This is a genomic window from Amycolatopsis sp. MJM2582 (assembly GCF_000754115.1).
Taxonomy (GTDB): Bacteria; Actinomycetota; Actinomycetes; order Mycobacteriales; family Pseudonocardiaceae; genus Amycolatopsis; species Amycolatopsis japonica.
In genome coordinates this window covers 337,684-351,512 of the sequence record NZ_JPLW01000006.1, presented here as the reverse complement: position 1 = coordinate 351,512, position 13,829 = coordinate 337,684, and the positions used below count along the sequence as shown (strand labels likewise).

Below are 13,829 nucleotides of genomic sequence, written 5' to 3'. Positions count from 1 at the left end.
CGCCGGATCCCCGGTTCGGGTGGATCGGGGAATTCCACCCGGACGTCAACCCGTGGTTGGTCGCCGCGCCGGGTGCCTGCTCCTACGCTCGTGATCGATACCGAACGAACAGGTCGCCCACAGCCGAGGAGAGTGCGCAGTGGACACCAGCACGCTGATCAACATCGCGGTCGCCATCGCCGTCGTCGTCTACGTGATCTACCAGCGCATGAGCTGGAAGCCGCTGGAGAACGTGGAAATCTGGGGCGGGCCGCTCACCCTGGTCGCCATCGGGGTCATCCAGATGCGGCATCTGGACACCACCATCAGCGTGACCGACATCGTCTTCCTCGGGGTGGGCCTGCTGGTCTCACTCCTCGGCGGCGCCGCGATGGGCGCGATGACGCAGCTGCAGCGGCGCGGTGACAAGGTCTACCAGCGGATCGGCGCGCTCGGCCTCGCCGTCTGGGTGGGCCTGCTGCTCGTCCGCGGCGTGCTCGGCGTGATCGGGCATTTCGCCGGCGCGACGCTGACCTCCGGGGGCGGCACCATCCTGCTCTCGCTGGGCGCGAACCTGATGGCGATGACGCTCGTGCTGTCCGCCCGTCTCGGCGGCGCCAAGATCCCGGGCGGCAGCCCGCAGCGCTGACCCCGGACGTCACGCTTGGTGCATCGGGTCGTGAGTGGCGGCTTAGAACCGAAGTCCGTGAAGGCCTCCTTGAGGACCCTGGGTCCCTCAAGGAGGCCTTCACGGACTGGGCACCCAAGCGCGGCGTGAGCGGAGGCGTGACTCGCGTGATTGGAGGCCGCACTCGGGATGTACCGCCTGTGATCACGCGAGTGCGGCCGATCGGTACAGCGGGTGCCGGACGACGATGCCGCTTCACCGCCGCAGGACCGCGGCGGTGACCACCTCGGCGAACTCCTCGGGCCGCGCCTCCGGGAAACCGTGCCCGCCGGGGAAGACCTGGAGGTCGAACGGGCCGGTGGTGTACTCGTGCCAGGCGCGCGCCTCGTCGAGGGACACCGTCGGATCGCTGTCGCCGACGAGCACCGTGACCGGACAGCGCAGCGCGGGCGCGGGCTCCGGCCGGTAGGCGGCCAGCGCCCGGAAATCGGCCCGGATGGCCGGGAAAGTGGCCTTGAGCAGCTCCGCGTCCCGCGCACCAGGCGAGCCGGCGTCGCGAAGCGAGTACAGCTCGGCCACGAGGTCCTGATCCGGCAGCAGGTGGAGCCCGAGCGAGCCGGACCGGGACGGGGCCGGGCAACCGGACACGATCAGCGCGACCGGGCTGCCGGTCAGCACCTGCTCCAGTCGCCTGGCCACCTCGAAACCGACGACCGCGCCCATTCCGTGGCCGTACACCGCGAACGGCGCGCCTTCCCAGAGCGCGAGCGCCCCGGTGACCCGGTCGGCCAATTCCCCGATGTCTTCGGCGCACGGTTCCGCGACCCGATCCTGACGTCCCGGATATTGCGCCGCGTGCACCTCGATCCCCGGCGCGAGCGCGGCGGAAAGCGGGAAGAACGCATTCGCGGCCGCACCGGCGTCGGGCAGGCAGATCAGACGCGGTACCGACGGTCCTCCGGGCCGGAAAACACGGACCCAGTCCCCGGCATCGCCGCTTGGAGCGGTCATCGCAGGATTCCTCCGAAAGGGATGGGAATTGTTCGGCGGAGGGTCGGAGAGACCGCTTTCTTTCGCCTCGGCGAACACTAGCCGGACGCTTCCTGCGGAAACAACCGCGAGAGAGCGACCTCCTACCAACGGTGACGGTATTTCCACCCTCGGAATGATCGCCCGCGAGCGGAAAGTCGTGGTGGCCCTACGATCGTCGTATGACCGAAGCAGTGTCCGAAGAGGTCGAGGAACGTCGCTGGCGATGGGCCGCGCCCGCGGCCGGGACGGCGCTGCTGGCCGTCACCCAGATGACCGCGACCGTCCCGGCGGGCGCCGGCTGGCTGTGGGTGCTCTACGCCGTGTCGTCGGCGAGCTGGCTGCTGTGGATCGGGATCAGCGAGCGCTTCCCCCGCGCCGCCCTGCTCCCGCTGGCCGCGGCGAGCGCGGTCCCGGCCTTCGGCACCGGCGCCGCCACCGACGGCACCGCCGTGATCATGACCTGCATCACCCTCGCCGCGTTCGCCTCACGGCTGGAGCCGGACACCGTCGCGATCATCGCGCTGATGGTCTTCGACGCCGCCGCCATCGTGGCCTCCAGCCTGCTCGGCCACCGCCCTTCGGAGGCGTGGCTGGGCGCGCTGGGCGCGGTCGTCATCGTGGTCCTCATCGGATTCACCCGCCGCGGGCATCTGACCAGGGTCGCGCAGGCGGAACGGTTGCTGCACCAGGAACGGCTGGCGCACACCCGGGGCGTCCGGGCCGCGACGCTCGACGAGCGCACCCGTATCGCCCGCGAGATCCACGACGTCGTCGCCCATTCCCTCGGCGCGCTGCGGGTCCAGCTGGAGGTGATGCACACCCTGCTGGTGGAGGAGGACGACACCGAAGGCGCCCTGCGTTCGCTCGCGCTTTCGCGAAGTCTCGCCGACCAAGGGCTCAGCGACGTCCGGGACGCCGTGGCGGCGCTGCGCGAGGACGTCCGCGCCCTGCCGGACGCGCTGAACGAACTGGTGCGGACCTTCGGCCGGGAACACGACACCCCGGCGGAGTTCACCATGCTGGGCGAGCACCGCGATCTGCCGTCGGCGCAGACGATCGCGCTGCTGCGGATCTGCCGGGAGGCGCTGACGAACGCGGCCAAGCACGCCGCGGGCGAGGCGGTGAGCGTCGAACTGGAGTACCCGCCGGACGAGGTCCGGCTGCACGTCCGCAACCCCCTCGCCGCCGCACCGGACCCCGGGCACACGCCGGGCTACGGCCTGACCGGGATGCGCGAACGGATCGAACTCGTCGACGGCACCCTGGTCACCGGTCCGGACGGCCGGTTCTGGGACGTCACCGCCCGCGTGCCGGGCTAGTCCCGCACGTAACCGGCTTGGTAGGCATAACGGACGGCCTGCGCCCGATCCCGGCTCCCCGTCTTGGCGAAGATCCGGTTGATATGGCTCTTGACCGTTGTCTCGCTGACGAACAGTTCCGCGGCGATCTCCTTGTTGCTGCGCCCCGCCGCGATCAGCGTCAGCACATGGGCTTCCCGTTTCGTGAGCTTCGCGTCGTCCTCGGGCTGCGGCGCCGAAGCGGGCGCGGGCGAGAGGGCGGCGCCGAGCACTCGCCGCTGCACCCGCGGGTCGAGCAGGGCCTGCCCCGCCGCGGCCGCGTGCACCGCGCGCCCGATTTCGTGCTTGTTCGCCGATTTCGTCAGGTATCCCAACGCTCCGGCCTCCAAGGCGCGCAGCACCCAGTCGTCGTCGGCGTAGGTGGTGAGCACGACGACCTCGATCTCCGGATGCTGTTCCTTGATCCGCCGGGTCGCCTCGACGCCGTCGCACCGGGGCATGGAGAGGTCCATCAGCACGACGTCCGGGCGTAGTTCCCCGGCCAGCCGCACGGCGACCTCGCCGTCGGGCGCCTGGCCGACCACGGTGATCCCCGCGACCGTCCCCACCAGCAGGGCCAGCCCTTCGCGTACCGCCGCTTGGTCTTCGGCGATCACGATCCGGACCGGGGGCACTTCTTCGACCATGTCTGCATCATCTCCTGCCCTCACCGGTCCGCGCCACACGGCACTCCACCTCGAGGTGGACGCCGATCTCCAACCGGATTCCCACCCGCGCGCCGATGATCGGCGCGGCCGTTCGCCCTAGATTTCGGGACAACCGGCATCGAACTGCCGGATGGGGAGTCTTTCGAAGGAGTTTTGATGAGTGAAGCCATGCGAAACGCCCTCATCCTGAGCGGCGTACTGCTGGCGCTGGTGCTGTTCACGCACATCGGTCGCCACAAGGCCCACCTGGTCATCCTGATCCTGCCGTTCTTCACGTGCGCGCTGGTGGGCTGGGCGGTCCTCTACGACCTCAAGCTGACCACGCCGAACTCACTGGCCGGCCTGGTCGGCATCGCGGCGGGTGTCCTGATCGGCTGGGGATTGCTGAAGGGCACGAAGGTCGAGTGGGACCAGGAGAAATCCGCCGTCTACACCAGGGCGGGCTGGGTCTACTTGGGACTGTGGCTGTTGGTCCTGGTGGGACGGCTCATCTTCGTCTACACGCTGGAGCACAGCCACTCGTTCGCGGCCGACTTCGGCAAGTTCCTGATGGACACCGGGATCGACGCCGGCGGCGTCTCCGCCTTCTTCGTCACCATGGCGCTGACGATGGTCATCTTCCGCACCGCCGGGGTCTGGGTGTACCGGGCCAAGGTACTCAGGCAGGCTCAGCGAACCCCCAGTTACGCGAGCTGAGCACTGTCTCGCCTGCCCGGTCCGTCGACTATCCCCCAGTCGCCGGACCGGGCCTCGACCCGTTCAGGGCTCGGGCAGTTCGATCGGCGCGATGTGGTCGAAGACGTCGCCGGGTCCGGGATTGCGCGGGTCGGTGGCCCCGCCGAGATGGCGCAGCGTCCCCCACACCGCGTTGAGCGCGCTGGTGACCGCCCCTTCGGCGAAGCCGCCCATCCACGAGATGTCGTCACCGGCGAGGAAGAGGCCGCGCTGGGCGGCGGGAAGGTCGTCCTGACGGAAATGGGTGAACAGGCGACGCTGGTAGCGGTACTGCCCCGGCAGGTTCGCCTTGAACGCGCCTTGGAAGTTCGGCTCGTTCTCCCAGGTGACGGTGACCGGGTCGCCGGTGATGTGGGAGCGGATGTCGACGCCCGGGTAGATGTCGGCGAGCGCGTCGAGCGCGAGTTCGAGCCGCTCGGCCGGGCCGAGTGTGGCGAATTTGAGCGAATCGTCGTTCCAGGTATAGGAAAGGCACAGCGCGGCCGGCGCGTCCGGTCCGTCGTCGAACAGGTAGACGCTGCGCGGGGTCCGGTCGGTCAGGGTCATCCCCATCAGTTCCTCACCGGTGCGCGGATCGACGTCGTGCCAGAACGGCCGGTCGACCGGGACGAACAACTTCGAAGCCCCCATGTAGTGCGTGCGTTCCAGTGCGGTCCACACGTTCGCGGGCAGCAGCGGGCGCACCCCGGCGATCTTGGTGAGCAGCACCCGGTGCTGCGCGGTGAAGACCACGGCCGGGTAGGTCCGCACGTCACCGTTTTCGTCCTCGACGGCGAACCCGTCCGCCGCCGGGCGCAACCCGAGGACGGCCGGACGCGGCGACCCGTCATGCAGCGACGCGACCGAGGTACCGGCCGGCCAGAAGCGTGCCGAGGCGGGCGCGTGGTGCCACAGCCGCCGCGGGAGTTGCTGGCAACCGCCGATGATCTGCCGCGGCCCCTCTTCGACGCCGGTGTAGATGACGCGGAGGATCTCCAGCACGGAATTGGGGAAGTCGGTGTCCCAGCCGCCGGTGCCGAAGCCGACCTGGCCGAAGATCTCGCGATGGCGGAACGAGGCGAACGCCGTCGACCGCGCCAGGAAACCGTAGAAGGACTGGTCGTCGAGTTCGGGCAGCAGCCGGTTCCAGATCGCCTTCACCATGGCGGTGTCGCGCATCCGGATGGCGTCGCGCATGGTGGACAGATCGGCCAGTTCTTGCAGTGCTTTGTGCCAGGCGTCGTCGACCTCGTGGAAGACCGACGGGAGATCCGCCGGGGTCCGCGCGCGATAGGTCACGCCGTCGAGGTTGATCACCGTGGTGGAAGTGCTGCGGGACAACGGGTTCGCGAACGGCTTGGTCTCCAGGCCGACCTCGTCGATGTACCGGTACAGGGTGGTGGCCGAGGGCGGGAACCGCATCGCGCCCATCTCCGCGACCGCGCCGTCCTCACCCGCCAACGGGATCGAGCGCATCCGGCCGCCGATCTGGCCCGCTTCGTAGACCACCGGTTTCAAGCCGAGACGCAGCAGTTCGTAGGCCGCGACCACACCCGCTATCCCGCCGCCGACGACGGCGACCTCCTGGCCGAGACGGTCCGGTGGCAGTTCGCCGAGCCCGGCCGGATGCGCGAGCCAATCGTCGTAGGCGAACGGGAAATCGGGGCAGAGAGTGGTCAGCGGGGGCGCGAAATCGGCTGCGGTCATCGTGGCGGATCTCCCTGGTCATCGGGGCCACACTGTCTCGACCGAAACGTACGACGGGGTCCGGCGGGGACCAACCCCTCACTTTCCCCTACTCGCCCCTAGTCCATTTTAGACACCGGCGGGCGCGGTATCCGCCGTGTGAAGCGCCTTTTCCAGGCCGCGGCCGGCGGAGCGCCGCCGGTACCAGACGGTCCACGCGACCACGCCGGTGATCGCGGTCAGTTCGATCGCGGTGGACAGGCCGACCATCACCGACGCGGGCAGCAGGTAGATCAGGACGAGCCGCGCGGCCGACTCGGCGACCAGGACCACGCCCCAGCCCGCGGTCGAGATCCGGTGCAGTTTGCGGAACTCGGGTTCCGTGTCGTACAGCCGGTCCCAGCCCGCGCGGCGAGCCGGGGTCAGCGCCCGGATCCGCCGGGAGATGAAGAAGGTCACCGGTTTCCCGAAGGCGAGGCTGCCGAGGAAGGCGATCCCGGCCAGGCCGCTGGTGAAGGGATCCTTGGCCAGCAGCAGGCGTTCGTCCCCGCTCACCAGGGAGACCAGCAGGGTGACCGCGCAGACGACGAGGACGAACACCCCGAAGCCGTCGACCTTGCGTTCCTTCACCGCGACGGCGAGCACGAGGACGCCGATGGCGATCGTGGCCGCCACCAAGGCGGAGCCGCTGCTCCACCCGAAGGCGAGCAGTACGTAGTAGACGACGACCGGCACGGTGACGTCGGCGATCAGCGAGACGAGGGAGCGCGTGCGCGCGCCGCGTCCGTCGGTTTCCTGGTTCTTCGTTTCCCCCGGCATGTGAAGTTCCTATCACGGGGAAACCACCCGTGCGGAGAAGTTCACCCCCTATTCGTGAACCCCTATTCCCGACGTCAGTGTCGTTCAGTGGTCAAGTCACCCCCTGCATTTCGGCACGACACCAAGATCACCGATACCGTGAGGGTGAAAGGAACTCGCGTGACCGTAGGAGATATACCAGAATGCAACGGAACTTCAAGGAATTCAAGATAACGGTCGACCCCGTCAGGGACGACTTCCTGCGGGCCAAGGGGCCCGGCCAGCGCAACCTCCTTCTCGGCCGCGCGGTGTTCGAGTTCGCGAGCGATCTGGAACACCTCGACACCATCCAGCAGGAATTCGTCGAAGGCTCGCACCGGCCGCTGATCCGCCGGAACTGGCAGGACAGCACCGCGGACTACAGCGATCCGACGCAGCTGCTCATCCAGGGCCAGCAGGTGATGCAGAACTGGGAGCGGCCACTGATGAAGGTGCTGGCGGAAAACGCCGCGGCGAACGGCGGCGATCTGCTCGAAGTCGGTTTCGGGATGGGCATTTCGGCCACCTACGTCCAGGACGCCGGCGTCCGGTCGCACACCCTGATCGAAATCAACTCCGAGGTGAAGGCCGAGTTCGAGAAATGGCGTTCCCAGTGGCCGGATCGCGATATCCGGCTGGAACTCGGCGCCTGGCAGGACGTGCTCGGCGGCCTCGGCCAGTACGACGCGATCCTTTACGACACCTACCCGACCGATGAACGGGAATTCGCCAGGACCTTGGGCCCGAAGGCCATCGTGCTGGCCGCCGAATTCTTCGAGCACGCCGCCGCCCACCTTCGCCCCGGCGGCGTCTTCTCCTACTACACCAACGAAATCGACTCACTGAGCCGGGCGCACCAGCGTGCCCTGCTCGACCATTTCAGCTCGTTCCGGGTGGAGGTCGTCCGCGGCCTGAAGCCGCCCGCCGACTGCACCTACTGGTGGGCGGGCACGATGGCGGCCGTGACCGCCGTCAAGTAGACGAAACGACGAAGGTCTCCTTACCCGACCGGGTAAGGAGACCTTCGTCGTTCACGTTCAGGCGCTGTTGACGACCGAGACCTGGAGCCAAGACGGGAGATCCCGGCGCCGGTTGACGTCCAGCTTGCGATAGACACGGGTCAGATGTTGCTCGACCGTGCTCACCGTGATGTAGAGCTTGCTCGCGATCGCCCGGTTCGTGTGCCCGAGGGAGGCCAGCCCGGCGACCCGTCGTTCGGCCTCGCTCAGCGATTCGATGAGCTCGCGTTCGACGCCCGACGCGGCGATGTCCGCCGTGGTGGAGACCGGCTTCCCCTCGTCGGCCGTTCCGTCGAGACGCAGATCCCGGCAGATCACCTCGGCGTGGCAACCCTTCGCGATGTGCCACGCTTGGCGGGCCACCGTGCGCGCACGGCCCGACTCGGCGAGGGTGTAGTGCGCGCGGCTGAGATCGCCGAGCGCGCGGGCGAGTTCGAGGCGGATACCGCCCGCCTGGAAGATCTTCACCGCTTCACGCAGCAATTCGGGCCGCTTGTGCGGTTCCGCGATCTTGGCCTTGAGCCGCAACGAGATTCCCCGCACGTGCGACGTCGAGCCGGCGAGTTTCGCGAGTTGTTCGTCCAAAAGGGACTTGGCCTTCTCCGGCATGCCGAGCCGGAGGTACGCCTCGGCCGTGTCACCGCGCCAGGGCACCAGCACCGGCAGGTCGAAATCCCAGCTCTTGCTGAGTTCCCCACAGAGGACGAAGTCGCCGAGCGCCGCGTGCACCCGGTCGGTCTCCAGGTAGAGCCTGCCGCGGGCGCGCAGGTAATGCAGACCGAACCGGGTCTGCAGCATCGAGGCGGGTACCGGCTGGTTGATATGCGCGGCCGCCTCCTCGAATTTGCCCATCCCGACGGCGGCGAGGCACAGCGTCGCCAGCGGGACTCCGACGGCCACACCCCAGCTCTGCGGCGTGATGAACGTCAAGGCCGCCTTGGCCTGCTTCTCCGCCGTCACCAGATCTCCCTGGCGCAGAGCCATTTCCGCCCTCGCGGCCGCGAACACCGCTTGCCAGCTGGGCGCGTCGCAGTCGGCGGCCTCCTGCTGCAGCAGCTCGCACCACGGCACCGCCTTGTCGAGACGGTCGGCGTAGATGAGCGCGAACAGCGCGCTGCGCACGGATTCGACCATCGTGTCGCCGAGTTGGATGCTCTTCAGCACGTTCTCGGCCGAGGCGATGGCGTCGTCGTCCGGGCCGTTGGTGACGATCCGGCTCAACGCCATCGCGGCCTGGACGTTGGGGTCGAAGGATTGCGCGGGAACGCGATCCTTCGCGGCCGGGGCGGGCAGCTTGTCGCGCAGAACGGGATACGAACAGAGGATGAACAGCCGGGTGATGCGCAGTTCCGCTTCGGTGCGATCGTCGGCCGAAGGTTCCATGACGGCGAGTTTGTCGAGCACCTCGCCCGCTTCCCCGGTGCGGCCGTGCCACAGCAGGAACCGCACCAGGATGGCGGCGGCCCGTACCGGGAGTTGCCCGGCGAGGAAGATCTCGTAGAGGCGGTCGGTGTGCACGGCGCCGATGGCCGGGTTGTTCCGCCACTCCAGACCGGCGAGCTGGGTCACCATCTCGACCTCGAGCGCTTCGTCCCCGCACGACCGGCAGGCCAGTTTCAGGCATTGGACCGCGAACGAGGTCTGGTTGTCCACTTTGGCCAGTTCGGCCGCGGTGCGCAGCACGGGCACCGCCCACGGCCGCTCGGCCCGGTCGGCCGCGACGAGGTGGCGGGCGACCTCGAGCGCACTGGCGCCGTCGTGGTGCAGGAGCACGGCGGCACGTTCGTGCAGCCGAGCGCGTTCCGGGACCGGGACGTCGGCCAGCACCGCGGTCACCGTCATCGGATGCCGGAACCGGCCCGCGTCGAGCAGACCGACCTGGTGCAGGAGGGTGATCGCGCGGCCGGCGGTGCGCTGGTCCATCCCGGCCACCCGGACGGCGAGACAGACCGTTTCGCCCTTGCCCAGCACCGCGAGGACCCCGGCGAGGGTCCGGGTGTCCTGGTCGCCGCGCTGGAGGCACGCCGCCACCGCCTGGCAGTAGTGATCCCCGGGGATCGGCCGGGTCTCGGGCGCGAGGGGTACGCCCGAGGCACGGAGATCTTCGAGGAGTGCCTGTGCCAGCAACGGATTCCCGCCGCTGAGCTCGTGCAGGCCCTGTACCAGGGTGTCGTCCTGGCCGGGCGGGACGAACCGGGCCACCTCGTCGCGGCCCAGCGGCTTCAGCCGGATCCGGCGGCAGTGCGGGAGCCGGAGGTACTCGGCGCCCAGCAAGGGCAACGTCTGCTTGGCGGACAACGACTCCGTCAGCACTATGAGCACGTTCATCGTGCGCATGCGGCGCATGAGGAACATCAGCCAGTGCAACGACGGGGTGTCCACATGGTGGAAGTCGTCGACGAGTACCACGACCGGTCGGCGCGCGGCGAGCTCGCGTACGAGCTCCAGCAGGTCGAGCATCAGGTGCGTGCTGGGCCGCCCGGTCAGCCCCGTCCGCTCGGCTCGCGTGAGCAGATCCGTGGCCTTCGCGCGCAGGTCTTCCGGCAGTGCCGGGCCGCGGAAAAGCTGGAACAGCGCGGTCAACGGAAGATCCTTCTCCGCTTCCACGCAAAGCGCGCTCAATACCGTTGCTTCCGCTTCAGCGCATTGTTGCCCGAATGCGTGCAGGAGTTCACTTTTCCCGCTCGCGGCGGTCCCGGTGACCACCGCCGCGACGGCGTTTCCCTGTTCGGTTTCCTTCAAGAAGTCTCGCAGGACCAGCAGCTCCGCGCGGGGGTACGCCCCCGCACGGACGTCGCCGTCCGCTCTGCTCGATGATTTCACGTGCATTCTTCGTCGCCCCCATGGCAAACCCGCAATGTGGAGTCCGGTGGCGAACCGACGTCGTCCGTTCCACACAGGAACTCTTGCCGAGGAGCCTAGAGGACTTCACCCTATCGTGTCGACCCAAGAGAACAAATGAGAGGTTCGTCCGTTTTTCTCAGTGGACGGACACTGTGGACGAACCGAAAACCCAGACACGACAAGCACATTCGGCGACGCCGGATGCGTCAGTCCTGTTTGGACCCACGCTCCCGCATGGCCTGCTGATCCCGCCAGACGACGTCCAGCAGGTTCTTCACCAGCTCGCGGCGGTCGGTCGTGAGCTCGCCCGCGCGCATGGCCATCAGCCGGACCTCGTCGGTGTCGGCCAGCTCACGCAACCGTGCCTGCTCCGCGCGCAGGTACTCCAGCTGCCGGTCCACCCGATCGCTCACGCCCTCGTTGAAGAAGTACGTGACCGGGACGCCGAAGAAATCGGCCAGCCCCTGCAGGTGCTTGAGCGTCGGGTTGTCCTTCTTTCCCTTGCGCAGCTGCCAAACGTAGCTCTGGGAGATCGTCACACCTTCGGCGGTGATCGCGGACGCGACCTCTTCGTAGGTGAATTCGCTGCCGTTGCGCCGGGTGACGTGCGCGAACAGGTGGTCGAGTTTTTCGGCCAGGCTCCGGCCTGGTTCGTCCTGCCGGGACATGCTGCCTCCCAAGAACACCGCCGAGTTCCTCACGAACCCGTGCCGCGCTGCCGTATGGCGGTGCAGGTCCCCCCGAGTACCGGAGTATAGGCGGCCACCTCCCTTTCATCAACTGACGTGAATGAGTCGCTCCTGGTTCCGTACAACTGAGGAAAAAACGGGCGATCAGGCGCGCAGGGTCTTCGACAGCGTGACGAGCGCCCCGACATCGGCCTCGATGTCCGGCCCTTCCGGGCGCGCCACCGCCACCGCGGTACGCGAGGTCGGCCGCTCCCCCGCACGCAATCGCGCCAGCGCCTCGCGGAAGACCTCGGGCGAAACCCGTTCCCGGCCTTCGACGAAACCACTGTCGGCCAGGTACGGGCTCAGCCGGACCAGTCCGTCGCGGATCTCGACGACTCTTCGCCAATACCTGCGGTGCATCCGCCAGAACGCGAGTTCCTCCAGCCACCCGTGCCGCTGCCCGGAGTACAGCGCGTCGCCGGGGAAGACGTCGTGGAGTTGCCCCCACAAGGGACGCAGATCCTCGTACCGCCGCCGGTGCCGCAGCCACAGCCGGGCCGCGGCGACCACGGCGAGCACCCCGACCAGGGTGATCCCGGCCATGAACAGGATGATTCCCAGGTGGACCAGCACGGCCGTCACGACCGGGACGGCCGAGGGCACGTCGCCACCGGACCAGCGCACGAGAATCGTGCCGAACCGCGCGACCGAGGTCACCGCGAGCACGATCAGGCCGCAGGCGGCGATCCGCAGTCCCCAGCGGACCCGGAGCGGGTTCCCCGCGGCGTCGCGCAGGGCCCAGCTCGCCGCCTGCACCGTCGCATAGGTGCTGTAAGCCGCGTCGACCAGGTAGAAGAACGCCACCCCCGGTTCCGTCACCACCGACGGCAGCGCCGCACCGACCCCGAAGGCCTGCTCGCGGGACGCGGCCGGGACCACGAACATCGCCACCGCCAAGGTCACGCAGACCAGCGTCAGCAGCCCGGCGTCGAGGGTCACCCGCCGCCGTGAGCCGCCGGCGGAGAGCAGGAAGAAGACCAGCAGGCAGAACAGGCTGGCGTCGAGCGCGATCGTCTGGACCAGGCGGAAGGTGGCGACGTCGAGCGCCCCGCCGGTGAATTCGTGCAGTGCCACCATGCTCGACGGCGCGGTCAGCAACCGCAGCACCAGGCAGCCGACCAGCGCCCAGATCGCCGGGTCGCGCGGCGATCGAGCCAGCCGGAAGGAGAACCACACCAGCGCCGCGATCACGAACTCCTTGGCCAGGCTCACAGCCAGCCCCGCGCCTCGTCGAGGGCGTGCCGCATCCGCCTGGTCCGCGACGAACCCGGCCCGGCGAGCTGCCGGACGACCACGGACCGTTCGAGCAGGAGGGTGGCGATCGTCTCGGCCTCCCGTTCCCTGACCGAGTCGTACTGCGTTCTTTTCAACAGCCTGCGAATTACCCCCGGGTCGAGGTCGGGCATGAACCGGGACCATATTTCCTCTTCATCCGGTTCGGCCTGGTGGCCGGACAGGATATGACCCAGCTCATGCGCGATGATGTGCTCTTGGTGAATTCGGGTGGTCTCCGACTGGAAGACGATGTAGTCGCCGGAAGACGCGCTCAGCCACGCTCCACACGGGCCGGGAACCTCCATCGGGAACGCGATGAGTTTGATCGGCCGACCTCGGCTTTCCCCGATGCGGCGGCAGAGTTCGGACATTTCGACCGGCCCGTCGATCCCGAACTTGACAAATTCTTTACGCAGGCCACGACGAAGTTTCCGCTCAGCGGCAATGGTCTCGACGAAACCATGAATCGCTTTCACCCGACCCCCAGGACCACTCGATACCACGGGTCCGCACAGACCCGTGGCGAAGAAGGAAATGCCGCACCGCGGTTGTTTCGCTTCCCCAGATGACGCGGACTTCACATCCGAAACGCCAGACCCTCGCGAGCAACCAGCGGCAGGCTAACACGAGTGATCAGTTCGCGTCAGCGCATCACCTGAACGGATCAACTCCGGAAAATATTCGCCGCCGAACCCACGGCGAACAGGAGGAAGAGCCTCCGTCTCCAAAGCGGGAACAGGGCCGCCACCCCTTACCGGGCGTCCGTTGTCCGGACACCATTGTCCCTATTGGCACTAGGTAATCGATCGATTGCGAAGCGTCAGACAGACCCTTTGACGTCGGGATCCCACCAGTCGAACACAAGGGCCAATCACACCACGGCTTCACTCGACCGCTTGGACACGTCAATTCTTCGCGCCGGCCGCGAAAATCGAAAAGTCATCGGGAGTCCTTTCTTGACGTTAGTCTTGAAGGCGCGCGTGAACACTCGCCGAGACAAAGAAAGCAGGTGCGATGAGGGAACCGCTGTACCGTCGTGTGAACACCCGCGCCAGACTCGTCCACCATGATCACGGCGG

12 protein-coding genes are annotated in these 13,829 nt (G+C 68.0%); 4 read left to right on the top strand and 8 right to left on the bottom strand.

What is annotated here, in order from left to right; all coding sequences use genetic code 11:
- The first annotated feature begins 139 nt into the window (after window positions 1–139).
- On the top strand, window positions 140–628 hold the full coding sequence (locus ED92_RS32890) for a DUF1453 family protein (protein WP_037345115.1): 489 nt from the start codon (window positions 140–142) through the stop codon (window positions 626–628).
- A 234-nt stretch (window positions 629–862) separates the two neighbouring features.
- Here ED92_RS32890 and ED92_RS32885 read toward each other — a convergent pair whose 3' ends face one another.
- Entirely contained in the window at window positions 863–1,618 is a 756-nt protein-coding gene (locus ED92_RS32885; protein WP_037345113.1) for a thioesterase II family protein, read from the bottom strand.
- Window positions 1,619–1,818: 200 nt separating this feature from the next.
- Here ED92_RS32885 and ED92_RS32880 point away from each other — a divergent pair, with 200 nt between their 5' ends.
- Window positions 1,819–2,958: a sensor histidine kinase gene (locus tag ED92_RS32880; RefSeq protein ID WP_052121008.1), complete on the top strand. Its 1,140-nt coding sequence runs from the start codon at window positions 1,819–1,821 to the stop codon at window positions 2,956–2,958.
- On the opposite strand, the gene ED92_RS32875 is transcribed toward ED92_RS32880, so the two are convergent.
- Complete coding sequence (locus ED92_RS32875) at window positions 2,955–3,623, bottom strand: response regulator transcription factor (RefSeq protein ID WP_037345111.1); 669 nt, start codon at window positions 3,621–3,623, stop codon at window positions 2,955–2,957. The two genes, ED92_RS32880 and ED92_RS32875, sit on opposite strands and share 4 nt — an antisense overlap.
- A 177-nt stretch (window positions 3,624–3,800) precedes the next feature.
- On the opposite strand from ED92_RS32875, the gene ED92_RS32870 reads away from it, so the two are divergent.
- Window positions 3,801–4,340, top strand: a complete 540-nt coding sequence (locus tag ED92_RS32870) for a DUF1453 family protein (RefSeq protein ID WP_037345110.1) — start codon at window positions 3,801–3,803, stop codon at window positions 4,338–4,340.
- A 63-nt stretch (window positions 4,341–4,403) separates the two neighbouring features.
- Here ED92_RS32870 and ED92_RS32865 read toward each other — a convergent pair whose 3' ends face one another.
- The gene (locus ED92_RS32865; RefSeq protein ID WP_037345108.1) at window positions 4,404–6,065 is read right to left on the bottom strand and encodes an NAD(P)/FAD-dependent oxidoreductase; all 1,662 of its coding nucleotides are present in this window, start codon (window positions 6,063–6,065) and stop codon (window positions 4,404–4,406) included.
- Window positions 6,066–6,173: 108 nt separating this feature from the next.
- Window positions 6,174–6,863: a VC0807 family protein gene (locus ED92_RS41490; protein ID WP_052121006.1), complete on the bottom strand. Its 690-nt coding sequence runs from the start codon at window positions 6,861–6,863 to the stop codon at window positions 6,174–6,176.
- A 182-nt stretch (window positions 6,864–7,045) separates the two neighbouring features.
- Between ED92_RS41490 and ED92_RS32855 the strand changes: the two genes are divergently transcribed.
- Complete coding sequence (locus ED92_RS32855) at window positions 7,046–7,861, top strand: class I SAM-dependent methyltransferase (protein ID WP_037345106.1); 816 nt, start codon at window positions 7,046–7,048, stop codon at window positions 7,859–7,861.
- A gap of 57 nt (window positions 7,862–7,918) precedes the next feature.
- Here ED92_RS32855 and ED92_RS32850 read toward each other — a convergent pair whose 3' ends face one another.
- From ED92_RS32850 to ED92_RS32835, 4 genes are all read right to left on the bottom strand, one after another.
- Entirely contained in the window at window positions 7,919–10,723 is a 2,805-nt protein-coding gene (locus ED92_RS32850) for an AAA family ATPase (protein WP_161791129.1), read from the bottom strand.
- Between the two features lie 227 nt (window positions 10,724–10,950).
- A complete protein-coding gene (locus ED92_RS32845; RefSeq protein ID WP_037345104.1) occupies window positions 10,951–11,412 on the bottom strand; it encodes a helix-turn-helix domain-containing protein in 462 nt (153 codons plus the stop codon).
- A gap of 165 nt (window positions 11,413–11,577) precedes the next feature.
- Window positions 11,578–12,687, bottom strand: a complete 1,110-nt coding sequence (locus ED92_RS32840) for an MAB_1171c family putative transporter (protein ID WP_037345103.1) — start codon at window positions 12,685–12,687, stop codon at window positions 11,578–11,580.
- Window positions 12,684–13,226 (bottom strand): hypothetical protein, encoded by a 543-nt coding sequence (locus ED92_RS32835; protein WP_052121003.1) that lies wholly within the window; start codon window positions 13,224–13,226, stop codon window positions 12,684–12,686. The genes ED92_RS32840 and ED92_RS32835 overlap by 4 nt, the downstream gene beginning before the upstream one ends.
- Between the last annotated feature and the right edge of the window lie 603 nt (window positions 13,227–13,829).

Coding starts and splice junctions, on each gene's coding strand:
- ED92_RS32885 (WP_037345113.1), bottom strand. CDS start 1,618: ATGACCGCTCCAAGCGGCGATGCCGGGGACTGGGTCCGTGTTTTCCGG.
- ED92_RS32880 (WP_052121008.1), top strand. CDS start 1,819: ATGACCGAAGCAGTGTCCGAAGAGGTCGAGGAACGTCGCTGGCGATGG.
- ED92_RS32875 (WP_037345111.1), bottom strand. CDS start 3,623: ATGGTCGAAGAAGTGCCCCCGGTCCGGATCGTGATCGCCGAAGACCAA.
- ED92_RS32870 (WP_037345110.1), top strand. CDS start 3,801: ATGAGTGAAGCCATGCGAAACGCCCTCATCCTGAGCGGCGTACTGCTG.
- ED92_RS32865 (WP_037345108.1), bottom strand. CDS start 6,065: ATGACCGCAGCCGATTTCGCGCCCCCGCTGACCACTCTCTGCCCCGAT.
- ED92_RS41490 (WP_052121006.1), bottom strand. CDS start 6,863: ATGCCGGGGGAAACGAAGAACCAGGAAACCGACGGACGCGGCGCGCGC.
- ED92_RS32855 (WP_037345106.1), top strand. CDS start 7,046: ATGCAACGGAACTTCAAGGAATTCAAGATAACGGTCGACCCCGTCAGG.
- ED92_RS32845 (WP_037345104.1), bottom strand. CDS start 11,412: ATGTCCCGGCAGGACGAACCAGGCCGGAGCCTGGCCGAAAAACTCGAC.